This window comes from Tsukamurella asaccharolytica, from assembly GCF_007858435.1.
Taxonomy (GTDB): Bacteria; Actinomycetota; Actinomycetes; order Mycobacteriales; family Mycobacteriaceae; genus Tsukamurella; species Tsukamurella asaccharolytica.
Genome location: NZ_VIGW01000002.1, coordinates 233,066 through 256,355, shown reverse-complemented (window position 1 = coordinate 256,355; position 23,290 = coordinate 233,066). Strand labels below are relative to the sequence as shown.

Genomic DNA, 23,290 nt, shown 5'->3' with positions numbered 1-23,290 from the left:
GTGCGTTGAGAAATGTAGAAGGCATACTTGAGTGGAGAACGCTCAAGGTGTGCGATCGTGTTCGAAACGACCCAGGAGGAAGTACGTGGATTCGTTCCAGCCCACCACCAAGACGCAGGCCGCACTGACCTCGGCTCTGCAGGCGGCGTCCGCCGCGGGGAACCCGGAGATCTCTCCGGCGCACCTGCTGGTGGCGCTGCTCGACCAGACCGACGGGATCGCCGCGCCGCTGCTCAAGGCGGTGGGCGTCGATCCCGTCGCCGTGCGCAACAGGGCGCAGGAGATCGTGGACCGCAAGCCCAAGGCCAGCGGGTCCAGCTCCACGCCGCAGCTCAGCCGCGAGTCCATCGCGTCGATCAGTGCGGCCCAGAAGCTCGCGACCGAGATGGGCGATCAGTTCGTCTCCACCGAGCACGTGCTCTACGGGCTCGCGGAGGCGGGCGGTGAGGCCGCGCAGGTCCTCACCTCCGCCGGCGCCACCCCGCAGGAGATCCGTGAGGCCTTCACGGCCGTCCGCGGCAGCGCGAAGGTCACCTCGCAGGACCCCGAGGGGCAGTACCAGGCGCTCGAGAAGTACTCGACCGACCTCACCGCGCGGGCCCGTGAGGGCAAGCTCGACCCGGTCATCGGGCGCGACAACGAGATCCGTCGCGTCGTGCAGGTGCTCAGCCGCCGCACGAAGAACAACCCGGTGCTCATCGGCGAGCCCGGCGTCGGCAAGACCGCCATCGTCGAGGGCCTGGCCCAGCGCGTCGTCACGGGCGACGTGCCCGAGTCGCTGCGCGACAAGACCGTGCTCTCGCTGGACCTCGGCGCCATGGTCGCGGGCGCCAAGTACCGCGGCGAGTTCGAGGAGCGGCTCAAGGCCGTCCTGGACGAGATCAAGGAGTCGGCCGGGCAGATCATCACCTTCATCGACGAGCTGCACACCATCGTGGGCGCCGGCGCGACCGGCGATTCCGCGATGGACGCGGGCAACATGATCAAGCCGATGCTGGCCCGCGGCGAGCTGCGGCTCGTGGGCGCGACCACGCTCGACGAGTACCGCCAGTACATCGAGAAGGACGCCGCGCTCGAGCGCCGCTTCCAGCAGGTGCTCGTCGGGGAGCCGTCGGTGGAGGACACCGTCGGCATCCTGCGCGGCCTCAAGGAGCGCTACGAGGTGCACCACGGCGTGCGCATCACGGACTCCGCGCTGGTCGCCGCCGCGTCGCTGTCGGATCGCTACATCACGTCGCGGTTCCTGCCCGACAAGGCGATCGACCTCGTCGACGAGGCCGCCTCGCGCCTGCGGATGGAGATCGACTCGCGTCCCGAGGAGATCGACGCCGAGGAGCGGTTGGTCCGTCGCCTCGAGATCGAGGAGATGGCGTTGTCGAAGGAGACGGACGCCGCGTCCGTCGATCGGCTGGAGAAGCTGCGCGGCGAGCTCGCCGACCACAGGGAGAAGCTGGCCCAGCTCACCTCCCGCTGGCAGAACGAGAAGGGCGCCATCGACTCGGTGCGCACCCTCAAGGAGCAGCTCGAGACGCTGAAGGGCGAGTCGGAGCGCGCCGAGCGCGACGGCGACCTCGGCCGCGCCGCGGAACTGCGCTACGGCCAGATCCCGGCGCTGGAGAAGCAACTCGACGAGGCCGTGGCCTCCTCGGGCGCCGCGTCCGACGGCGACGTCATGCTCAAGGAGGAGGTCGGCCCCGACGACGTGGCCGATGTGGTCTCCGCCTGGACCGGCGTTCCCGCCGGCCGCATGCTCGAGGGCGAGACGGCGAAGCTGCTGCGCATGGAGTCGGAGATCGGTAAGCGCGTGATCGGCCAGGAAGCCGCGGTCACCGCCGTCTCGGATGCGGTGCGCCGCACCCGCGCCGGTGTCGCGGACCCGAACCGGCCCACCGGCTCGTTCCTGTTCCTCGGGCCCACGGGCGTGGGCAAGACGGAGCTGGCGAAGGGCCTCGCGGAGTTCCTCTTCGACGACGAGCGCGCCATGGTGCGCATCGACATGTCCGAGTACGGCGAGAAGCACTCCGTCGCCCGGCTCGTCGGCGCGCCTCCCGGGTACGTCGGCTACGAGGCCGGCGGCCAGCTGACCGAGGCCGTGCGGCGCCGCCCCTACACGGTGGTGCTGTTCGACGAGGTCGAGAAGGCGCACCCGGACGTCTTCGACGTGCTGCTGCAGGTGCTCGACGAGGGCCGGCTCACCGACGGACAGGGGCGCACGGTGGACTTCCGCAACACGATCCTGATCCTCACGTCGAACCTCGGCGCGGGCGGCACGCCCGAGCAGGTGATGGCGGCGGTGCGTGCGAAGTTCAAGCCGGAGTTCATCAACCGCCTCGATGACGTGCTGATCTTCGACGCGCTCAGCTCCGACCAGCTGACCGGCATCGTCGACATCCAGCTCGACCAGCTGCGCAAGCGGCTCTCGCAGCGTCGCCTGGAGCTCGAGGTCTCCGACGAGGCCAAGGGCTGGCTCGCCGAGCGCGGTTTCGACCCGCTCTACGGCGCCCGTCCGCTGCGCCGCCTGGTGCAGCAGGCCATCGGCGACCAGCTCGCGAAGGCGCTGCTCGCGGGCGACGTCCGCGACGGCGACGCGGTGAAGGTCACCGTCAGCGCGGACGGCGACCGGCTCATCGTCGGCTGACGCACAGCACTAGGGCGGGCGCGACCACTCCGGTCGCGCCCGCCCTTCGTCGTCTCCGGTCTACTCCGCGGACGGAGCCGACAGCACGCCGGCGTGGAAGTCGGCGATCAGGGCGTCGACGGTGCCGCGGGCGTCGAACCGGTTCGTGCCGATGACTCCGGTCGGGCCGCGCTTGCACCAGCCGGCCACGTAGACGCCGGGGAGGACGGCGCCGTCGGGACCGAGGACGCGCCCGTCGGCGTTCGGGATGGTGCCGGTGGCCTCGTCGTACGGCACGCCCGGCACGGACGTGCCCTTGAGCCCGATCGAGGGCAGGACCAGTCCGCACGCCAGCTCCGACGGTGCGCCGTGGTCGTCGAAGGCGACGGTGAGCCCGCCGTCGGAGGCGGCGACGGCGGTGGGCGTCGTGCCGAACCGCAGGACCACCCGCCGCCCGTCCGGGGCGGATCCGGCGGCGGGCAGCGACCGCAGGAGCTCCACTTTCTGCGCGCGGTAGTAGCGGGCCTGCGCGGCGGTGGGCTCGTCGCCGTCGTCGTCCAGATCGCCGGGCTCGACGACGACCGGCACGGTGCGTGCGAGTCCCACCAGCTCCGGCGCGGTGAAGGCGGCGTGGCCCGGGCCCCGTCGGGCGAGGACCACGACCTCCCGCACCTGCGAGGAGCGCAGCGCCGATAGGGCCTCGTCGGTCATGTCGGTGCCGGCGAAGGTCTCGGGGTCGGCGGTGAGGATCCGCGCGACGTCGAGCGCGACGTTGCCGTTGCCCAGCACGACGACCCGCTCGTGCCCGAGGTCGGGTGCGAGCCCGGCGAAGTCGGGGTGGCCGTTGTACCAGGCCACGAAGTCCGCGGCGGCGGTGACGCCGGGCAGGTCGGCGCCCGGGAGTCCCAGGTCACGGCCGTGCAGCGAGCCCACCGCGTACACGACGGCGTGATGCGCAGCGGACAGCTCCGCGGCCGAGACGTCCTCGCCGACCCGCACGCCGAGGTGCGTCGTGACGCCCGACTGCGCGCGCGACGACGCGAACTGCTCCTGCACCTTCTTGGTCTCGGCGTGATCGGGGGCCACCCCGAAGCGCACCAGCCCGCCCGGCTCGGGGAGCCGCTCGTAGACGTCGATCGTCGCGCGGACGTCGATGCGGTGCTGCAGCTCGCTCACCACGTAGTGCCCCGCCGCCCCCGCGCCCACGACGGCCACGCTCAGCGTCTCGGCGTCCGACGACGGGCGCCTGCGGCCGATCCGGGGGTCGGTGAACGAGTGATCGCGGTCCGCGGCCGACCCCACCGCCGCGTAGTAGTCCGCGTTCATCGCCTCGAACGGGGCCATCTCCGCGGTCAGCTCGTAGTCGGTGGTGATCGCCGAGACCGGGCAGGCGTCGATGCAGGCGCCGCAGTCGATGCACACGTCCGGGTCGATGTAGAGCATCTCCGCCGTGGCGTAGTCGGGCTCGTCGGGCGTGGGATGAATGCAGTCGACGGGGCACTCGGGGACGCACGACGCGTCGTTGCAGCAGTTCTGGACGATCACGTGGGGCATGCCTTCGATACTGGGCCGCGGGCCGCTCGCGGGCAAGTGGTCGCGCCGCGTGTCAGGCTGGTTCCATGACGCCCCTCACGCCGCACATCGCCTCGACCGAGCGGCACACCACCGCCTACCTCGCCGCGGGTCCGGCCGACGGTCCGCTGCTGGTCTTCGTGCACGGCTGGCCCGAGCTCGGCTACACCTGGCGGCATCAACTGCGGGCCCTCGGCGCCCTCGGCTTCCGGTGCGTCGCGCCCGACATGCGCGGCTACGGCTCGTCGACGGTGCACGCCGAGAAGGACGCCTACCGGCGCGAGGAGGCGGTCACCGACATGCTGGAACTGCTCGCCGCGCTCGGCCGCGATTCCGCGATCTGGATCGGCCATGACTGGGGCGGGCCCGTGGTGTGGAACATCGCCACCCACCACCCCGAGGTCGTCGACGCCGTGGCCTCGCTCAACGTGCCGCACTTCCCGTCGAGCGGAGCGTCGCCCTTCGACCTCATCGACCGCGAGAAGTACCCCGCCGACGAGTACCCGTACGGCCAGTGGGACTACCAGGTGCACTACCTCAAGTCCTTCGACGAGGCCACGGCGCAGTTCGAGAGCGACATCCCGGCCCTTATCGCCGCGCTGTTCCGTCGCGGCGAGCCCCGGCATCTCGACGGTCCCGCGCCCACCGCCGTCATCACGCGCGACGGCGGCTGGTTCGGCGGCCGCCCCGTGCCGCGGCTGCCGCTGGACCCGGCGGTGCTCACCCCCGAGGATCACGCCGTCTACGTCGCGGCCTTCGAGCGCAACGGCATGGCCGGCCCGAACTCCTGGTACGTCAACGCCGCAGCCGACGCGGAGTACGCGAAGACCGAGCTGAACGGCGGCCGCATCGACGCCCCCGCCCTGTTCCTGCACGGCCGCTACGACGCGATCCTCGACACCGTCGGCACGCGGCTCGCCGACCCGATGCGCGCCGCGTGCACCGATCTCACCGAGGTGATCGTCGACTCCGGGCACTGGATGGGGGAGGAGAAGCCCGCCGAGGTCAGCGCCGCGATCGCGGGCTGGATCGCCCGCAGCGTCCCCGCTTCCTGGCCGGTTACGCTGGGAGTATGACCGCCACCGTCGGCTCCGTCGCGGATGCCAAGTACGTCCTGCTGACCACCTTCCGCAAGGACGGTACCCCCGTCGCCACGCCCCTCTGGGCGGTGCGCGACGGCGCCGACCTCGTGGCGTGGACCGTCGCGGACTCCTGGAAGGTCAAGCGGCTGCGGCGTAACCCGTCGGTGCTGGTCCAGGCCTGCGACGTGCGCGGGAAGAAGACCACGGGCCCCGAGGTCGCGGGCACCGCCGAGGTGATCGACGGCGGCGAGGCCGGGGCGAAGATCGCGAAGAAGTACGGGATCCTCGGCCGGCTCACGGTGACCGGCTCCAAGCTCCGCCGGGGCGCGGGCGGCACCGTCGGGATCCGGGTGCGCGACGCCGCCTAGGCGTTCCGCCACCGCTCGACGACGGGCTGCAGGTACTGGGCGAGTTCCGGAAGCTGCGGGACCAGCGCCAGCGTGCTGACCGCGCGCAGCACGCCGACGGCGTTGACGAACTCCAGCACGTCGGGACGCAGGCGCCGGATGCCCGCGGCGACCGCCCCGCGGTCGTAGGCGGCCTCCAACTCGGGGCCCAGCGCGGCGAGGTCCCACTCGACGGGGCCCAGCGTGACCAGTTCGAAGTCCGCGTACCGGATGCCGTCGACGGCGGCGAACATGTTGGCCGGCGGGCAGTCCCCGTGGATCGGCTGCAGGTCCACGTCGGGAAAGCGCTCCGCGAAGGCGTCGCGGGACCGGACCGCCGGTTCGAGCGCGGTCCACTCGGCGCGGGCGCGGGCGACATCGCCGGCGGGCAGCAGGTCCGGGCGGCCGGCGAGGAGATCGAGGCCGGCCGTGACGCCGTCCGGGTCGGCGGACGCGAGGAAGCCCAGCTCGCCGGGGTAATCGCGCAGTGCTGCGTGCAGCCGCGCGGTGCTCTCCGCGTTCGCGGCGTAGTCCGGCTCGGCGGTGCGGTCCTCCTCCGTGTACTCCCAGAAGGTCATCGAGAGCCCGTCGCGCTGCACCGGGACGGCGGGGACCAGCGGCGACGGCCGCAGCACCGGGACGCCCCGCGCGGCGAGCCACGCGGTGACGGCCAGCTCGTGGACCTGACGCCGAGCGAGAGTGTCCAGGGTCTCGGTCGCGGGCACCACCGTCGGGACGCGGACCACGACGGGCGCCGGTTCCAGCCGCACCACCACGGAGAACAGGTCGTGCAGCACCGTCGCGCCCGTGACGTCGAGGCCGAGCTCGCGGGCGGCTCCGATCGCGGCGTCGACTGCGGCGGAGGTCCGGGAGGTGCGCTCGGTGGCGGTCATGTCGTTCACGCGGGCCATGGTGTCCGATTCGCGGCGCGATGTCGAAGGATTTGCAGGTTGCGGCGGTGTCGCCCCGGCGTGTCGTCGCCGGAACCTGCAAGAACTCAGCCCTGCCACCCTCGCTTCGTCAGCGCCGCGCGCACCTGACGGAGGAACTCGGGGCGCCCTGTCCGAAGGATGTCCTTGGTGATCACGAGGACGTCCCAGTCGAAGTCCTGCCGTAGGCTGTTCCGTCGCGCGGCGTCGAGTGCTTGTTGCCCGGGATCGCCGTGGTCTCTACCGTCGTATTCGACCGCGACCAGGTAGTCCTCCGCACCGAGATCGAGCCGGCGGCGGCCACCGTCGACCTCGATCTGCGGGACGAACATGGAAGGCCGGCCCGGTGGAGCATCAGCCGCACATGGGTCTCCTGTGGTGACTCGGCGCGACCGTCGACCTCCCGCAGAACCTGGAGGACGCGCCGGCCCCGGTGCAGGTGCGGGTGGCTCGCGACGTACGCGGCGAGTTCGTCGACCGTGGTCATCGACCTTCCGTAGCGGTCGCGCCGGACGGCCTGATCGACGGCTGCGATCGCGCCGTCGCCGTCGATGAAACGGGCGAGGTCAATGCCGGTGCGCACCGGCGTGGTCAGAAGCATCGCCTCCCGCTCGAGGACGTCCTCGTCCGGCATCGCACCGCATCGGACGACGATGCCGGCTCGGGACCGTCGCGCGGGCAACCAGATCTCCACCGGCATATCGGCGGTGAACGCCATACCGTGCAGCGCGGCCGCCGTGAATCCACAGAGGACCGCCGACGGGTACAGCAGTCTCGCGGCGTCGATGCGTTCACGCAGGCCGGGGACGGTGTGGGCGGGGCCGCGCACCCCGCGGTAGATCACTCGGAAGTCCCGGCGGATCGCGTGCGCCGTCGCGACCGCGTCGAGCTCTGTGCGCCGCACCCCCATACTCATTGGACGCACCAGACCGCCGCGCGGATCCCGGGGAAATCTTCTGCAGGTTGTGGTGGTGCGGCCCCGGCGTGTCGTCGCCGGAACCTGCAAGAGATGTCAGGAGCCGAGGATCCCGACCATCGCGAGCGCGACCACACCTCCCGTGAGCACGAGGTGGGAGAGGGGCGGACGCGTCCCCAGGGTCGCGACGGCGGCGACCGCCACGCCGAGGCAGACCAGCGCGACGGGCGTGCTGGGCGCCGCGGCCCGCGCGACGATCGCGCAGGTCATCACCAGAGCAATGGCGGTGCGCACGCGCGCTAGGAGGGTCCGCTCCACCGCCTGGGTCGACGGCCGCCCCGCGTCGCCGGTCCCCGCGTCGCCCGACGGGCTCACGTGACCAGCAGCGCGACGGCCAGGACGACCCCGGCGAAGACGATGAGCGCGGCGAGGACCAGCGTCGCCGGAGTTCCGCTCAGCTCGCGGCGGGTGCGCAGCGCGCCCTCGACGGACAGCCACCGTCGGAACGCGTATCCGGCCAGCGCGGCCGCGACGAGGAGCAGCACCACGACGAGCGGCGTCCGCACGGACTCGGGCACGACGTGCGGCGCGAAGGCCTCGAGAGCGACGGCCGCGGCGACCAGCCCGAGCGACGTGCGGATCCAGGCGAGGAAGGTGCGCTCGTTCGCCAATGTGAAACGCGCGTCCGGCGCCTCACCGTCGGTGAGGGCGCGCGGCGGCCACAGTCGTCCCACGGAGACAACGTTAGCGGGGTGCATAGAGATTGGCCCGCCGCATTCACAGGCCCGTCTCAGACACGACGAATAGTTTCGCCAAGTGCGCTCGATGAGGCGCACGATGACGGCAGGACAGTGACGCGAGGAGGTGGTCGCCGTGGGCGGAGACGCGCGCTCCCGCGGCCCCTGGCCCGTCGTGCTGCTGTGCCTTCTGGGCATCGGCATCGTCGGCGCGGGCCTCGCGTACGCACTGCACATGTCCGCCGAACTGGGCAGCGCGCGGCGCACTCTCCCCGCCGCACAGTCCGCCGGGATCTCCGTCAACGACCAGCGGAGCGTCGCGATCACGCCCGGCCGCGAGGTCATCGGGGCCATCACCTCCGTCGGTGGCACCGCGATCACCGTGCGCTCGGCGCCCGACGGTGCCACCGTCGTCCTGAGCACCGGCCCCACCACCCAGGTGACCACCACGCACGGCAGCACGCTGTCCGATCTGGAGGTCGGCGATGTGGTCATGATCCAGGTGAGCGCCGACGGCAAGTCGGCCCTGGCGATCTACGCCGGTCAGATCTCGGTGGCCGGAAGCCCGTCTGTCGGGTGAACCCCCCGGTCGACGCGCTACTGTAGGTGGCGATGTCGTACGTAGTGTTCTTGATTCTCGCGGTGGTCTGCGCGGCGCTGGCCGCCGCGCTCATCTGGTATGAGCGCAACCACTCGCCCGCCATGAACTCCGATCGCGCCGATTGGGCCGCCGAGCGGGAATTCGTCTACAGCGCGGCCGACCCGTCGCTGCACGACGAGTTCCACCGCGGTGGCATGGCGATCCCCGGCGATCCCGCGATCGTCGACGTGGCCTACGGCAGCTACTTCGGTGCCGCCGCCTACGTCTTCGACCTGCGGGAGACCGCGACGATCGTCGCCGTCAGCCGGGGCGTCTCGTCGGGCGCGCTGCTCGACCTGCGGCCCGAGGCGCAGCACGCCCCGGGCGAGCCCGGCATGGAGCCGCTGGGCGCGCTGGGCCCCCGCGTCCTCTACACGAACAACGCCGAGGTCGCGCGCCGCGTCGCCGACCGCCGGATGATCACCTTCGCCGAGCAGGTGCCCGACTACATCGAGTCGCTGTGGAACGAGGGCGAGTGGACGCTGGCGTCGATGGAGGTCACCGACGATCCCGACGACCTCGACGAGGCGCTCGAGGCCGTCCGCCGCTTCGGTGACCTGCTGCGCGTCCTCCCGCCGGAGGGCCACGCCCGCGTCGTGACCGCGGGCGGGCCCCGCGATCCCGGCCAGCCCGTGCCCGTCCGCTCGGGCACGGAGTCCGGACGGTGACCTCACCGCTCGGCGCCGTGCCACTCGACTCCGTCGCCAAGGCCCGGCTGGCCGAGCTGGTGCGCGCGCTGGCCGTCGTGCACGGCAAGGTCACGCTCTCCAGCGGCCGCGAGGCGGACTACTACGTGGACCTGCGCCGCGCCACCCTGCACCACGAGGCGTCCGCCCTGATCGGCGCGCTGCTGCGCGAGCTCACCGCCGACTGGGATTTCGTCGCCGTCGGCGGCCTCACCCTGGGCGCCGACCCCGTGGCCACCGCCGTCATGCACGCGCCCGGTCGGCCTATCGACGCCTTCGTCGTCCGCAAGGCCGCGAAGGCGCACGGCATGCAGCGCCAGGTGGAGGGCCCCGACGTGGTCGGCAAGCGCGTCCTCGTCGTCGAGGACACCACCACCACCGGCAACTCGCCGCTCACCGCCGTCCGCGCACTACGGGACGTCGGCGCCGAGGTCGTCGGCGTCGCGACCGTCGTGGACCGCGCCACCGGCGCCGCCGACGTCATCGCCGCCGAGGGCCTCGAGTACCGCTCGGTGCTCGGCCTCGCCGACCTCGGCCTCTGACCGCGCCCGCGTGACCGGGCTCGAACCCGACGATGCGCTCGGCCCGACCGAGTGGGTGACGGGCCTGCCCGGACCGCACACCGTCGGGCTGGGGCCGTGGGTGCACGAGCACCCCGGCGAACCGGTTCCCGACGACCCGCGGTACGACCCCGAGCTCCTCACCGAGGGCGACCGCCGCAACGTCGTCGACGCGTACCGGTACTGGACGCGCGAGGCGATCGTCGCCGACCTGGACGCCCGCCGGCATCCCTTCGAGGTGGCGATCGAGAACCTGGGGCACGACGCGAACATCGGCACCGTCGTACGCACCGCGAACGCCTTCGGCGCCCGGGCCGTGCACATCGTGGGACGCCGCCGCTGGAACCGGCGCGGCGCCATGGTCACCGACCGCTACCAGCACCTGCATCACCACGAGGACGTCGACGCGCTCGCCGCCTGGTGCGCCGAGCGCGACCTGCCGATCGTCGCCGTCGACAACCTGCCGGGCTCCGTGCCGCTCGAGCGCGCCTCCCTGCCGGAGCGGTGCCTGCTGCTGTTCGGGCAGGAGGGGCCGGGCGTTTCCGGGGGCGCGCGGCACGTCGCCGGGACGACGGTGTCCATCGCCCAGTTCGGCTCGACCCGCTCGATCAACGTGGGCGTGGCGGCCGGCATCGCGATGCACGCCTGGGTCCGCGAGCACGCCGACCTCGACACGGCGTGGTGACCACTCGCTGACCTGGGGGGACGTGCACTCGTCGGTGACCCGTGATGTGATGTCTGCATGAGTTCGGTCGAGTGGAATCAGCGCGCGGCCGCGGCGCAGGCCGCGGTCGTGGAGCGGCACCTGAAGCCCGTCTGGGGCATCCCCGGCACCCTCCTCGGCATGCCGGCCTTCCCGGCCACCCGGCGCGATTCGCTGTTCGTCAGCTGGAACTACTGGTGGCAGGCCCACTTGCTCGACGTGGCGGTCGACGCCTACGTCCGGGACGGCGCACCGTCGACCCGGAAGCTGGTGCTGCGCATCGCCCGCGGCCACCGCGTGCGCAACCTGCTCCGCGTCACCAACTCCTACTACGACGACATGGCATGGCTGGGGCTCGCGCTCGAGCGGGCGCAGCGGCACGCGGGCCTGAACTCCGCGCGGCGGCTGCGCGTCCTGCGCGACACCCTCTACGACGCCTGGGTGCCCGACGCGGGCGGCGGCATCCCCTGGCGCACCACGGGCCTGTTCCTCAACGCGCCCGCCAACGGCCCGGCCGGCATCTTCCTCGCCCGGATGGGCCGCTTCGAACGCGCGGAGGAGACCTCCGACTGGCTGTACCGGCGGCTGCTCGACCTGGAGACGGGGCTCATCAACGACGGAGTCGACGGCGACTACGACAGCCCCGAGGTCGGGAAGATCTACCCGGAGAAGTACTCGTACAACCAGGGCGTGACGATCGGACTGGACGCGGAGCTCTCCTCGGACCTCGCGCCGACGCACGCGGTCCGGGCGGCGGGCCTCATCGCCGCGGTCGCGGAACACATGACCGACGGTGGCGTCATCACCGGCGGCGACGGTGGCGACGGCGGCCTGTTCAACGGCATCCTCATCCGCTACCTCGCGGTCGCCGCCCGGGCCCTGCGCGGACCGGACGCCGAGGACGCGCGCACCCTGGCGTCGGAGATCGTCTTCGCCTCCGCCGAGGCGGCGTGGCGCGGTACCCGGGAGCTCGACGGCCGCGTGCTGTTCTCCGCCGACTGGACCCGCGACGCCCGCATCCCCGGCACGTCCGACGCGCGCGCCTACTTCACCGGCGGCACCGTTCGCTCCAGTGCGACGCCCGAGCGTGACCTGTCCGTGCAGGTCGGTGGTTGGATGGCGATGGAGGCCGCGGCCGCGCTCGCGCGGAGCTGAGCCGGGCGGTTCTAGCGCGCTTCGAGGTGCGCGGCGTCGGCCGCGGGGTCCCGGTGGACGGGGCAGCCGGGAGTGAAGGTGCCCAGCGATTCGGTGCGGAAGCCCTTCGGGTAGCTGCGGATCCGGTGGTTGTCCTGCACCAGTGCGGGGGTGCGCCTGGAGGGGAGCACGGCCAGGATCCGGGCACGCAGCTTCATCGCGCCGACGGAGAGCCGGCGCACGACGGGCCCGGGATCGTCGTAGTGGAAGGCGCGCAGCAGCGGCGGGTCCATGAGGGCGCGGCTGAAGACGCCGATCGCCGGGCGGACGGGCGCGAGGTAGAAGCTCGTGAGCAGGTCCAGGGTGGAGTCGGCGACGCGGCGGGCGCCCTCGTCGAAGGCGAAGTGCGCGGCCTCGTAGCGGTCCATGTAGTCGGCGAACTCGTCGAACGTAGCGGGGATGTCGGGGATCGCCATGCGCTTGCCCAGGGCCTGGTAGTAGCGGACCGTCGCGAGCTTCTCCGCCTCGGTGAGGTCGCGCCAGCCGTAATCGGCGATCCAGCGGATCGGCACCACGACGAAGGTGCACAGCACGTACCGCATGTCGTCGTCGGAGATGTCGTACATCCTGTGCATCTGGTTGATGCGCCGGACTGCGACCCTGCCCTCGGGGCTGTCGAAGCCTTTGAGGAGCGGCGCCTCGAGCAGGAGCGCCGTGTCGTCGTAGCGCTTCTGCACGCGCTCGGTGAACTCGCCCGTGTCCGCCAGGAGACGGCCGATGCTGGGCACGGCGTAGGTGCGGAACAGCGCGAAGCTCAGCGCCTGGGTGATATCCCACGGGAAGTCGTACGTCCCGAGGTTGCGCGAGATCTCGACGTAGTCCGTCTCGGGGTTGAGGCCGCGGTTGCGGTCGATCTTCTGCATGCCGTCTCCTCGGTGGGCCGACCTCACTGTAAGTCGACTTATACAGATGTGCAAGAGGTCACAGCCAGTGGCGGTGGAGGGTGGTTCTCAGGTGCGGGACTCTCGGATTCCGTCCGGTACGGACACCGTGTCCGGAGAGGACGGAATCCGAGAGCGCGCTGATCGGAGGACGGCGCCGCAGCGGCGGCCACCGCGGCGGGGGCCCGGGCCGGATTCAGTCCTCGGTCAGGGCGCCGTCGGCCATGCGCCAGCGACGGGTCGCGCGGACGGTGTCGAGCATCCGGCGGTCGTGCGTGACCAGGATGACGGTGCCGTCGAAGGACTCGACGGCCTGCTCGAGCTGCTCGATCGCGGGTAGGTCGAGGTGGTTCGTCGGCTCGTCGAGGACCAGCAGGTTCACGCCGCGGGCCTGCAGTAGCGCCAGCGCGGCGCGGGTGCGCTCGCCGGGGGAGAGCGACGACGCCGGTCGCAGCACGTGGTGCCCGCGCAGCCCGAACTTCGCGAGCAGCGTCCGCACGTCGGCGGGCGGCGTCTCCGGCACCTCCGCGCAGAAGGCGTCCAGCAGAGAGCCGTCGGACAGGAAGCGTTCGCGGGCCTGATCGACCTCGCCCACCTCGACCCCCACGCCGAGGACGACCGACCCCGCGGAGGGCGTCAGGCGGCCGAGTAGAAGTCCGAGCAGCGTGGACTTGCCGGCCCCGTTCGGGCCGGTGAGCAGGATCCGGTCGCCGTACTCGACGCTCACCGTCACCGGCCCGACGGTGAGCCCGGGACGGGCGACAGTGGCCCCGGATGCGGTCACCACGACCGTCCCGCTGCGGGGTGCCGCGAGGATCTCCATCCGCAAGTCCCACTCTTTGCGTGGCTCGGCGACGACCTCCAGCCGCTCGATGGCGCGCTCGGTCTGCCGCGCCTTCGAGGCCTGCTTCTCCGTCGACTCGAGCCGCGCCTTGCGGCCCGCCTTGTCGGGGTCGGATCCGCTCTTCATCTTGCGGCGCGCGTTGCGCACCCCGTGCTCCATCCAGTTGCGCTGCATCTGCGCGCGGTCCTGCAGGTCGGTGAGCCTGCCCGAGTACTCCTCGTACTCCTCGCGCGCGTGTCGCCGTGCGACCTCCCGCTCCACCAGGTAGGCCTCGTAGCCGCCGCCGTACACCCCGATCTGCTGCTGTGCGAGATCCAGCTCCACGACGGTGGTCACCGTCCGGGCCAGGAACTCCCGGTCGTGCGAGACCAGAACCATCGGCGCCGCCACTGCATTGCTGACGACGAACCGCTCCAACAGCTCCAGCCCGGCGAGGTCCAGGTCATTGGTGGGCTCGTCGAGCAGCAGCACGTCGTACCGCGATGCGAGCACGGCCGCCAGGCCCGCGCGGGCGGCCTGCCCGCCGGAGAGTCCCGTCATCTCCGCGTCCGGGCCGTCCAGCCCCACCTCGGCGAGGATCGCGTCGAGGCGCTGCTCCAGGTCGGCGCCGCCGAGGGCGAGCCACCGGTCCAGGGCCGGCGAGTACGGATCGGAATCGGGGTCGTCGGCGAGGGCGACGGCGGCCGCGTCCATGGCCTCCTGCGCCGCCGCGACGCCGGTGCGTCGCGCGACGAACTGTGCGACGCTCTCGCCGGGCCTGCGCTCGTGCTCCTGCGCCAGGTAGCCGACACTCGCGTCGGCGGGGGAGAGGTCGACGGTGCCGGTGACGTCGGGCCCGCCGTCCACGCTCACCCCGGCGAGAAGCGTGAGCAGCGTCGACTTCCCGGCCCCGTTGGCGCCCACCAGCCCCACCACGTCGCCCGGCGCGATCACCAGGTCGAGTCCGGAGAAGAGCGTGCGGTCGGCGTAGGCCACGGACAGGCCCCGGGTCTGCACGACGGTCATGGCCGTCCCGTCGGCGGGCCGTCAGTCATCGAGGTCGACGGTGACGTTCGGCTTCCGCATCTCGCGCCGGTAGCCGATGATCCCGATGATGGTGCCCACGACGAGCATGACGATCATGCCGCGCAGCGCCCAGTCGAGGATCCACTTGTGGTCGTGCAGCGCCGACGAGGCGTAGTAGCCCACGAGCAGCAGGAACGGCGCCCAGATCAGCGAGCCCAGCACCGAGGCGAGGGTGAACTTCCGCTTGTCCATACCGACGGCGCCGGCGACCAGCGGGCAGAGCGTGCGGACCCAGGGGATCCAGCGGGCGATGAGCACGGAGAAGAAGCCGTGCTTGTCCATCAGCTGCTTCACCCGGTGCAGGTTGTGCGCGTTGAGGTAGCGGCCGTCCTGCTTGGCGAGCACGTGATCGCCCATCTTGACGCCGATGCCGTAGCCCACGTGGTTGCCCGCGATGGCCGCGAGGAAGGCGGCCAGCGCGAGCCCCCACACCGAGGCTGTGGAGTGGCCGGTCGTCGACATCGCGAGGCCCGCGGTGAGCAGCAGGGAATCCCCCGGGAGGAAGAGCCCGATGATGAAGGCGCACTCCAAGAACACGAATCCGGCCACGACGAGCCAGATCATCACCGGCCCGGCGGACTGGACGAACTCGAGCACGGACGGGGCCTAGGCGCCGGAATCGGCGGGGGCGCGACGCCCCGCGAGGTACTTCTTGAGCACGCCCCACACGATCGGCAGGACCGAGACCGCGACGATGGCGAGGAAGATGATGTCGATGTTCTCGCGGACGAAGGTGAAACGGCCCAGCCACATTCCGAGCAGCAGGATGCCGTCGGCCCAGATCACGGCGCCGATCATGTTCCAGATGAGGAACTTGGCGTACTGCATGTTCGCGGCGCCGGCGGCGATCGGCGCGAAGGTGCGCACGAAGGGCACGAAGCGGGCCAGGATCAGGGTGGCGGGGCCGTACTTCTCGAAGAACTCGTGCGACTCGTCGAGGTACTTGGTCTTGAGGAAGCGCGCGTCGGGCTTGAAGAACCTCTCCCCTCCGAACCGGCCGATGAAATAGCCGACCTGCGAACCGAGGATCGCGGCAATGGGCGTCGCGATCAGGAGCACCGGCAGTGACATGGCGCTGCCCGTGTACTGCAGTTCGCCCGCGGCGGCGCTGCTCGCGCCGGCGGCGGCGAGCAGGCCTGCGATGAACAGCAGGGAGTCCCCCGGGAGAACGGGGAAAAGGACGCCGGATTCGATGAACACCACCAGGAGCAGGCCGATGAGGGCGATGCTTCCGAACGCGTTGAGCACTGCGATGGGGTCGGTCAGGTCGGAGATCGCGAACGCCTGCATGGTGGTCGAGGCGGCCAGAGTCAGGTCGTTGAGAGGCACGCCGACCAGGATACCGGCCCCGACGCGGGTATTACTTCAACAGTTCGTCGATGTAGCACCAGCGCCACGACTCACCGGGCTCGAAACTGCGGATCACGGGATGGTTGGTGTGTTCGTGGTGGACCGTGGCGTGCTTGCCCTCCGAGGAGTCGCAACAGCCGACGTGTCCGCAGGTCAGGCATAGTCGCAGGGCCACGGGGTTCTGGCCGGATTCGGCGCACTCGAGACAGGTCTCGCTGAGCGCCACCGGGTCGGCGGCGTCGTCCGAAACGCGAAGATGGTCACACTCGTTCTGGGCCCACGGCGGGGTGAGCAACTCGGCCACGGCGATCCGCTCGCTGCGCATCGCCGAGATCTCCAGCATCGCCTCCTCCACGTCGAAGTTCGCGAGCACTTGCGCGAGCACCTCGTGATCGCCCAGCCCGGCGTCGCGCATGCGCAGCACCTCCTCCCGTTCGGCGGAGATCATCTGCAGCCGGATCGCGCGGAGCTGTGCCGCCGGGGTGTTCGCGGACTCCGGTCCGAGCCGCTCCCAGAACGCCCGCTCGCGGTTGATCGTGTGCTCCCGCACCCCGTCGAGCACGGCGGCGGGGACGGTGTTCTCGGGGCTGGCCGCGATCTCGTCCAGCCGTGCCAGGCCTGCGGTGAGGGCGGCACGCATCACCACGGCCTGCTGCAGAGCGTCGGTGCGCGCGTTCGGCCCCTGCACCTTGAGCAGTTTGGCGAGCGCGGGCAGCGTCGAACCCTGGATCAGGAGGCTGCCCGCCACGACGACCATCGCCGCGAAGACGAGGACTTCCCGGTCGGGGAAGTCCAGCGGCAGGATGAACGCCGCGGCCAGCGTGACCACGCCGCGCATTCCGGCCCAGGACAGCACCGTCGATTCGCCCGCGGTGAGCCGCTCGTTCGCGTCGTCCACCTTGATCGCGATGAGGGCCGACGGCGCGCACCACACCATCCGCGCGAGGATCACCGTGATCATCACCGCGACGCAGGTGGTGATGATGAGCGGCCAGCCGATCGGCGATCGGTCCGCGCCCTCGAAGATGGTCCGCATCTGCAGGCCGATGAGCAGGAAGACGGCGTTCTCCAGCAGGAACTGCACGGTGTTCCAGTTGATCCGCGCGGACATCCGGCCGATCGCGGTCTGGTCGGTGGGCGCCCGATACGCGACGATGAGGCCGGTGACGACCGTCGCGACGACACCGGAGCCGTGAATGTGTTCCGCCGGGAGGTAGGCGACCCACGGGCTGATCAGGGTCAGGCCCGTGGTGAGCACCGGGTCGGTGAGACGGCGCAGCAGAAACCGGAGGAGCAGGGCGGCGAGCACGCCGACCACGACGCCGCCGAGCGCGCTCAGCGCGAACGAGCCTAGGACCTCCCAGAATCCGACGGTGCCGGCGACGGCCGCGATCGCCGTTCGCAGGAGCACGATCGACGTGGCGTCGTTGAACAGCGACTCGCCCTCGAGCAGCGTCGTCACCCGGCGGGGCAGGCCGATGCGCCGGCCCACCGCGGTGGCGGCGACCGCATCCGGCGGCCCGACGATGGCGCCGAGCGCGAGCCCCGCGGCGAACGGGATGTCGAGGAGGTACGACGTCACGACGCCCACCGCCGCCGCCGTGAACAGCACCAGCCCGACCGAGAGCATCCCGATCGGCCGGATGTTCTCGCGGAAGTCGACGAGCGAGGCCTTGGACGCCGCGGCGTACAACAGGGGCGGCAGCAGGCCCAACAGCACCACGTCGGGGTTGAGCGGTACCTCGGGCACCGCCGGGATGAACGACGCCCCGATGCCGACCACCGTCAGGACCAGTGGGGCGGCGAGGCCGAGACGGTCACAGAATGCACTGACCACCAGAACGGTGGCGACGAGGGCGACCAGCCCTACAGCGAGCTCCATGGGCGATAGTCTTTCACTGAAACACCGAACCGCTCAGGAGGACAGACATGCCCATCGCCACCCCCGAGGCCTACCGGGAGATGTTGGACCGCGCCCGTGAAGGCGGTTACGCCTATCCGGCGATCAACTGCACCTCCAGCGAGACGATCAATGCCGCGATCAAGGGCTTCGCGGATGCGGGGAGCGACGGGATCATTCAGTTCTCCACCGGTGGTGCCGAGTTCGGCTCCGGCCTGGGCGTCAAGGACATGGTCGTCGGCGCGGTGGCATTGGCGGAGTTCGCGCACGTGGTGGCGGCGAAGTACGACGTCACCGTCGCGCTGCACACCGATCACTGCCCGAAGGACAAGCTGGACACGTACGTGCGGCCGCTGCTGGCGATCTCGCAGGAGCGGGTCGATCAGGGTCTGAACCCGCTGTTCCAGTCGCACATGTGGGACGGCTCGGCCGTGCCGCTCGATGAGAACCTCGAGATCGCGCAGGACCTCCTGGCGAAGGCGAAGGCGGCGAAGATCATCCTGGAGATCGAGATCGGTGTGGTTGGCGGTGAGGAGGACGGCGTCGAGAACGAGATCAACGACAAGCTGTTCACCTCGAACGAGGATTTCGCGAAGACCGTCGACGCGCTGGGCGCGGAGGGGTACCTGTTGGCGGCCACGTTCGGCAACGTCCACGGCGTGTACAAGCCGGGAAATGTGAAGCTGCGCCCGGAGGTGCTGCGCGACGGTCAGGCCGTGGCGTCGGAGAAGCTGGGCCTGCCCGCGGGGAGCAAGCCGTTCGATTTCGTGTTCCACGGCGGCTCGGGCTCGCTGAAGTCGGAGATCGAGGATTCGCTGAGCTACGGCGTGGTGAAGATGAACGTCGATACCGATACCCAGTACGCGTTCACGCGCCCGGTGGCGGGACACATGCTGTCGAACTACGACGGTGTCCTCAAGATCGACGGGGAGGTCGGCAACAAGAAGGTCTACGACCCCCGCTCCTACCTGAAGAAGGCCGAGACGTCGATGGCCGAGCGGGTCGTGGAGGCGTGCAACGATCTGCACTCCGCCGGCAAGTCCATCAGCGCCAAGTAGTTCAGGCCAGCGCCAGTCCCAGGAGGACGGCCAGCACGAGCACGATCATGGCCGCGGCCGCCGCCCACTCCGGGCCGGTGAGCCGCGGCCGTGCGCGTTCCGGGGCCGAGTCCTGCGCCTGAGGGGCCACCGGGTTCGGCGGCGCGGCCTGCCCCGGTGGCTCGGGTCGGACGTGGGCCCGTTCGCGCGGCGGCCGCGTCCCGGCCGCCTGCTGCTGCGGAGCATGGGGCGGCTGCTGCGCGCGCGGCCGGTGCGACGGGTGCCCGCCGTGCGTGGGGTGCGGGCGCGGCGCCATGCGGTGCGGGGCCGCCGTCGGCGGGATCGCGGTGCGCCGGGGCGGCGTCACGCGGCCGGCGCCGCGCGCGATCGCGTCGGTCCGGGGCGCGGGCCGGTCCGGCACTTCCGAGTAGGCGAGCTTGGGCTCCGACGGTGGGGTCCGCGGCCCGGGTGCCGCCGCCGCGCCGGGCCTCGGTGCGGGTTTCGGGTTGCGGAGGGTCGGATCCTCGGAGGGGTTGGTCATCGCGCCCCGACGCGCGTGCACACCTTCCAGGTGTCCGCGTCCTTCTCCAGAGTGAGGGTGTTGCGCACCTTCGCGGCCGGGTTGTTGGCGTAGTGCACCTCGACCTGCACCTCGGCCTTCTCGCCGCGCACGTCCACCGCCTGCAGGCCGTCGAGCTCGGGGAGCAGGCCGTCGGCCTTGGCGTTGCCGTAGACGCGCTGCCACTGGCCGTCGTTGAGGCCGTCGTAGTACGCCTTGGCGTTGCCGCAGGTCTGCGCGCGCAGGGCGGTGAGGTCACCGCGGCCCACGGCGTCGATGAAGGAGGTCGTGGCGTTCGCCGCCTGCTGCCGCGGGTCGCTCGACGAGCCGGAGCCCGCCTTGGGCACCAGCAGCGCGATCGCCGCCACGATCACCACGACCGCCGCCACCACGGCCGCCACGATCCACAGCTTCCGCTTGCCCTTCGCCGGCGCGTCCTGCCCGCCGGACGGCGCGTAGTACTCCGGCGACTGCCGCGCCGTACCCTCCTGCGGCGTCCCGGGCTTCGCGAGGTCGGGGCCGGGCCGCGCCCCCGCCGACGGTGCCGGGCCCGCCGCCGGCGCTACCGGCGCTCCCGGGGCCGCGACCGGCGGCGACAGGGGGATCGCCTCGGTCGCGGGTGTCGCGTCGGGCAGCTCGTTCGGTTCGGTGTCGATGACCGCCTGGTCGGGCCGCTCGGCGACGGGGATCGCCGTCGTCGCAGCGTCTGCAGGGTCTCCTGCCTCCGGCTCGGCATCCTCCGCCTCGTCCGTGTCCGCGCTGGGCTCGTCCGCGGCAGTCTCGTCCGACGCCTCGTCGGCGGTGTCATCGTTGACCGGCGCCTCGTCGGCGGTGTCGTTCTCGGCCGGCGCCTCGTCCGTGCTCTCGTCCGCTGCCGCGTCCGTGGTCGCGTCCTCTGCCGTGTCCTCGGCAGCGGGCTCGTCGACGTGGTCCTCGGTCGGGCCCGCCGAGTCTTCGGCAGCCGAGGCGTCCTGGTCGTCGGCCTTATCGTCATCGGCGAGCGCTGCCGCCCGAGCGGCGACGGCGGTGGCTCCGGCGATACCCGCGGCCGTCGTGGCGACGGCAGGCCCGGCCTCGTCGGTCTCGGTCTCGGTCTCGTCGTCTGCGGCGGCGTCCTCGGTGTCCTCGGCCGCGCTGTCGGCGGGGCCTGCGGTAACGGTGCTGTCGGCGCTCTCGGCGCCGTCGGAGTCGGTGTCGGACTCCGACGCATCCTCCGCGCTCGCCTTCTCCGCGGCGGTCTCCTCGGGAGTCTCGTCGGCAGGGCGGCTCTGTACGGGGATAGCGGTGGTCTCGGCGGAGCTGGGCCGCTGCGCCACGGGCAGCACGGTGGTCTCGGCCTCCGCCTCCGCCTCGGTCTTGTCGGCCTCGGCCGCGTCGGGCGCCGTGGTCACCACCGGCCCGACGGTCCGCAGTGGCGACGCCGCGGCCGAACCGGCGGGAGCGCCTCCGGCGCCGGCCTCGGCGTCTTCGACCGCGCCGTCATCCCCGGTCTCGGCGGCCTCGGTCTCGTCCGCACTCTCGGATTCGTCGGAGGCGTCCTCGTCGACGAGCGCGCGTCCGGCGGCGGGCAGCACCCGGGTCTCCGCCTCGGACGGCGTCCCGGCGCTTGCAGCGGAGGCTTCCGCTGCGGCGGCAGCGGGCGCGGCGGAGCGGACGGCACCGTCGACCGGGATGGCGGTGGTCTCGGCCTCGCTGGGCGACGGGGCGGGCGCCGCGTCCTCGACGAGCTTCGCGAGGGAGTCCGAGTGCGAGGGCGTCACTGCGTCGGCGGGCGCGTCGCCGGGTGAGCCGGCGGCCTCGGGCTGGTGGTCGTGGAGCGGGGCGGCGGGCCAGGACGCGAGGCGTCCGCGCAGGTCACGAAGTCGCGACAGTGGTCCCCGGTTGTCGTCCCGCGCCATCGCTTCTGCCATCCCCTCAGTCGTGAACCGTTCCTCCACCGCCGCAGCGCACCGCGCACGGAATACCTGACACCCTAGCGGGCGCGCACCCGGCGTGACCCGTGCGTTGTGCGGGCGTGCCCGTCGTCCGCCCGTCCGGGGGCGCCGCATGGAAGACTGGAGCAATGACGTCCTTCGGAGATCTCCTCGGCCCGCCCCCGGTCCTGCTCGACATCGACGAAGAGCCGGAATTGCAGCTGAACCAGGGCCGCCCGGCCGCCGAGGTGGCGGCCGACGCACCCACCTCCTCGCTGGCGTGGGCCGTGCTCGCGGAGAGCGCCCTCGACGCCGGCGAGGCCGTCGCCGCCTACGCCTACGCGCGCACCGGCTACCACCGCGGCCTCGACCAGCTCCGCCGCCAGGGCTGGCGCGGCTTCGGCCCGGTGCCCTTCAGCCACGAGAACAACCGCGGCTTCCTGCGAGCGGTGGCCGCGCTGGCTCGCGCCGCGCAGTCGATCGGCGAGGAAGACGAGTACCTCCGCTGCCTGGACCTGGTGAACGACTGTGACCCCGAAGCCGCCGGCGCCCTCGGACTCGGCGCGTAGCCGACTCCTCCGGCGGCACAACGCCCTGCCGCAGGCGATCCAGAGCCGCACCAAGCGGCTGTGGAACTCCAAGCTGCCCATCGTGCAGTGCGCCATCGCCGCGGGCATCGCGTGGTTCATCGCGAACGACGTGATCGGCCACGTCTCGCCGTTCTTCGCGCCGATCGCGGCCATCATCTCGCTCGGCCTCTCGCTCAACCAGCGGCTGCGCCGCTCCTTGGAGCTGGTCGGCGGCGTCACCGTCGGCATCGGAGTGGGCGACCTGCTGATCTCCACGATCGGTACCGGCCCCTGGCAGCTGGCACTCGTGGTCGCGATCGCCATGGGCGTCGCCGTGCTCGCCGACCGCGGACCGCTCGTGCCGATGCAGGCCGCGTCTTCGGCCGTGCTGGTCGCGACGCTGCTGCCGCCCGGCTCGACGGGCGGGTGGACCCGCATGCTCGACGCGCTGATCGGCGGCCTCGTGGGCGTCGTGATCGTCGCGCTGATCCCGAACAACCCGGCGCGGCGGCCGCGCAAGGACGCCGCGCACGTCCTGGACACGATGCGCCGCGTCGTAGCCTCGATCGCCGCCGGCCTGACGGATCGCGACATCTCCTCGCTCGAGTGGGCGTTGGAGACCGCCCGCGCCACGCAGCCCGACCTGGACCAACTCTCCAACGACCTGGCGGGCGGCATCGAGATCACCAGGGTCGCGCCGATGTTCTGGAGTTCGCGCCAACGGCTGGACAAGTTGCAGGCCATCGCGGACCCGCTCGACAACGCCGTCCGCAACGTGCGGGTCATGGCGCGACGGGCGCTCGCGTCCAACCAGCGTGGGGAGCGGATCGACCCGGCGTTGGTCACCGAGATCGGCCGCCTCGCCGACGCCTTCAAGATCCTGCGCGACGTGGTGCTCGCGGAACCGGGGACGCAACCCGACCAGGCCGAGGCCGCCCGCGTCCTGCGGTCGTCCGCGCGCCGCGCGAACGCGCTGCCCATGCACGACGAGATCCACGAGAGCGAGTCGCTCAACGAGGTGATGATCTACGGCCAGCTGCGGTCCACGATCGTCGACCTGCTGCAGGTCGCTGGCCTCTCCCGCACCTCGGCGGTCGCGCAGTTGCGGGACGTGCCGAAGAAGCAGGACGCCACGCAACCGCCCGAGTAG

23 protein-coding genes are annotated in these 23,290 nt (G+C 71.8%); 11 read left to right on the top strand and 12 right to left on the bottom strand.

The window, feature by feature from the left end:
- Positions 1–85: 85 nt before the first annotated feature.
- Complete coding sequence (clpB, locus tag FK529_RS04465) at positions 86–2,638, top strand: ATP-dependent chaperone ClpB (protein WP_146559822.1); 2,553 nt, start codon at positions 86–88, stop codon at positions 2,636–2,638.
- A gap of 60 nt (positions 2,639–2,698) precedes the next feature.
- Here clpB and FK529_RS04460 read toward each other — a convergent pair whose 3' ends face one another.
- Positions 2,699–4,171, bottom strand: coding sequence for an FAD-dependent oxidoreductase (locus FK529_RS04460; protein WP_146559821.1), 1,473 nt, complete (start codon positions 4,169–4,171; stop codon positions 2,699–2,701).
- A 65-nt stretch (positions 4,172–4,236) separates the two neighbouring features.
- Here FK529_RS04460 and FK529_RS04455 point away from each other — a divergent pair, with 65 nt between their 5' ends.
- Positions 4,237–5,265, top strand: a complete 1,029-nt coding sequence (locus FK529_RS04455) for an alpha/beta hydrolase (protein WP_146559820.1) — start codon at positions 4,237–4,239, stop codon at positions 5,263–5,265.
- Entirely contained in the window at positions 5,262–5,639 is a 378-nt protein-coding gene (locus FK529_RS04450; protein ID WP_146559819.1) for a PPOX class F420-dependent oxidoreductase, read from the top strand. The genes FK529_RS04455 and FK529_RS04450 overlap by 4 nt, the downstream gene beginning before the upstream one ends.
- Here FK529_RS04450 and FK529_RS04445 read toward each other — a convergent pair.
- The 4 genes from FK529_RS04445 to FK529_RS04430 all read right to left on the bottom strand — a co-directional run bounded on the left by FK529_RS04445 (position 5,636) and on the right by FK529_RS04430 (position 8,260).
- Positions 5,636–6,550, bottom strand: coding sequence for an aminoglycoside phosphotransferase/kinase family protein (locus FK529_RS04445; protein ID WP_193559667.1), 915 nt, complete (start codon positions 6,548–6,550; stop codon positions 5,636–5,638). The genes FK529_RS04450 and FK529_RS04445 overlap by 4 nt on opposite strands.
- 190 nt (positions 6,551–6,740) lie before the next feature.
- Positions 6,741–7,490, bottom strand: a complete 750-nt coding sequence (locus tag FK529_RS04440) for a type IV toxin-antitoxin system AbiEi family antitoxin (RefSeq protein ID WP_146559817.1) — start codon at positions 7,488–7,490, stop codon at positions 6,741–6,743.
- Positions 7,491–7,598: 108 nt separating this feature from the next.
- Positions 7,599–7,877 carry a DUF202 domain-containing protein gene (locus FK529_RS04435; RefSeq protein ID WP_146559816.1) on the bottom strand — a complete coding sequence of 93 codons (279 nt, stop codon included), beginning with the start codon at positions 7,875–7,877 and terminating at the stop codon, positions 7,599–7,601.
- Positions 7,874–8,260 carry a YidH family protein gene (locus tag FK529_RS04430; protein ID WP_146559815.1) on the bottom strand — a complete coding sequence of 129 codons (387 nt, stop codon included), beginning with the start codon at positions 8,258–8,260 and terminating at the stop codon, positions 7,874–7,876. Before FK529_RS04430 ends, FK529_RS04435 begins: the two co-directional genes overlap by 4 nt.
- 115 nt (positions 8,261–8,375) lie before the next feature.
- Between FK529_RS04430 and FK529_RS04425 the strand changes: the two genes are divergently transcribed.
- The 5 genes from FK529_RS04425 to FK529_RS04405 are packed head-to-tail and all read left to right on the top strand — an operon-like array spanning position 8,376 to position 11,983.
- Complete coding sequence (locus FK529_RS04425; RefSeq protein WP_146559814.1) at positions 8,376–8,819, top strand: hypothetical protein; 444 nt, start codon at positions 8,376–8,378, stop codon at positions 8,817–8,819.
- Positions 8,820–8,851: 32 nt separating this feature from the next.
- Positions 8,852–9,547 carry a TtfA family protein gene (locus tag FK529_RS04420; protein WP_146559813.1) on the top strand — a complete coding sequence of 232 codons (696 nt, stop codon included), beginning with the start codon at positions 8,852–8,854 and terminating at the stop codon, positions 9,545–9,547.
- Positions 9,544–10,107: an orotate phosphoribosyltransferase gene (pyrE, locus tag FK529_RS04415; RefSeq protein WP_231702918.1), complete on the top strand. Its 564-nt coding sequence runs from the start codon at positions 9,544–9,546 to the stop codon at positions 10,105–10,107. The genes FK529_RS04420 and pyrE overlap by 4 nt, the downstream gene beginning before the upstream one ends.
- A 10-nt stretch (positions 10,108–10,117) precedes the next feature.
- A complete protein-coding gene (locus FK529_RS04410; RefSeq protein WP_146559812.1) occupies positions 10,118–10,810 on the top strand; it encodes a TrmH family RNA methyltransferase in 693 nt (230 codons plus the stop codon).
- 57 nt (positions 10,811–10,867) lie between these two features.
- Entirely contained in the window at positions 10,868–11,983 is a 1,116-nt protein-coding gene (locus FK529_RS04405) for a glycoside hydrolase family 76 protein (RefSeq protein WP_146559811.1), read from the top strand.
- An 11-nt stretch (positions 11,984–11,994) separates the two neighbouring features.
- On the opposite strand, the gene FK529_RS04400 is transcribed toward FK529_RS04405, so the two are convergent.
- The 5 genes from FK529_RS04400 to FK529_RS04380 form a co-directional block, all read right to left on the bottom strand.
- Positions 11,995–12,885, bottom strand: a complete 891-nt coding sequence (locus FK529_RS04400) for an oxygenase MpaB family protein (RefSeq protein WP_146559810.1) — start codon at positions 12,883–12,885, stop codon at positions 11,995–11,997.
- 214 nt (positions 12,886–13,099) lie between these two features.
- Positions 13,100–14,752, bottom strand: coding sequence for an ABC-F family ATP-binding cassette domain-containing protein (locus tag FK529_RS04395; protein WP_146559809.1), 1,653 nt, complete (start codon positions 14,750–14,752; stop codon positions 13,100–13,102).
- Between the two features lie 21 nt (positions 14,753–14,773).
- Positions 14,774–15,409 carry a DedA family protein gene (locus FK529_RS04390; protein WP_146559808.1) on the bottom strand — a complete coding sequence of 212 codons (636 nt, stop codon included), beginning with the start codon at positions 15,407–15,409 and terminating at the stop codon, positions 14,774–14,776.
- 9 nt (positions 15,410–15,418) lie between these two features.
- Positions 15,419–16,141 carry a DedA family protein gene (locus tag FK529_RS04385; RefSeq protein ID WP_231702917.1) on the bottom strand — a complete coding sequence of 241 codons (723 nt, stop codon included), beginning with the start codon at positions 16,139–16,141 and terminating at the stop codon, positions 15,419–15,421.
- A 31-nt stretch (positions 16,142–16,172) separates the two neighbouring features.
- On the bottom strand, positions 16,173–18,044 hold the full coding sequence (locus FK529_RS04380) for a Na+/H+ antiporter (RefSeq protein WP_146559807.1): 1,872 nt from the start codon (positions 18,042–18,044) through the stop codon (positions 16,173–16,175).
- A 47-nt stretch (positions 18,045–18,091) separates the two neighbouring features.
- On the opposite strand from FK529_RS04380, the gene fbaA reads away from it, so the two are divergent.
- Entirely contained in the window at positions 18,092–19,120 is a 1,029-nt protein-coding gene (gene fbaA, locus FK529_RS04375; RefSeq protein ID WP_146559806.1) for a class II fructose-bisphosphate aldolase, read from the top strand.
- Position 19,121: 1 nt separating this feature from the next.
- Here the strand turns inward: fbaA and FK529_RS04370 are convergent, their stop codons facing one another.
- Together FK529_RS04370 and FK529_RS04365 are read right to left on the bottom strand one after the other, a co-directional pair.
- Complete coding sequence (locus FK529_RS04370) at positions 19,122–19,640, bottom strand: hypothetical protein (RefSeq protein WP_146559805.1); 519 nt, start codon at positions 19,638–19,640, stop codon at positions 19,122–19,124.
- Complete coding sequence (locus FK529_RS04365) at positions 19,637–21,568, bottom strand: Rv0361 family membrane protein (RefSeq protein WP_146559804.1); 1,932 nt, start codon at positions 21,566–21,568, stop codon at positions 19,637–19,639. Before FK529_RS04365 ends, FK529_RS04370 begins: the two co-directional genes overlap by 4 nt.
- Before the next feature lie 152 nt (positions 21,569–21,720).
- On the opposite strand from FK529_RS04365, the gene FK529_RS04360 reads away from it, so the two are divergent.
- Positions 21,721–22,140: a DUF3151 domain-containing protein gene (locus tag FK529_RS04360; RefSeq protein ID WP_146559803.1), complete on the top strand. Its 420-nt coding sequence runs from the start codon at positions 21,721–21,723 to the stop codon at positions 22,138–22,140.
- Positions 22,100–23,290 carry an FUSC family protein gene (locus FK529_RS04355; RefSeq protein ID WP_146559802.1) on the top strand — a complete coding sequence of 397 codons (1,191 nt, stop codon included), beginning with the start codon at positions 22,100–22,102 and terminating at the stop codon, positions 23,288–23,290. The genes FK529_RS04360 and FK529_RS04355 overlap by 41 nt, the downstream gene beginning before the upstream one ends.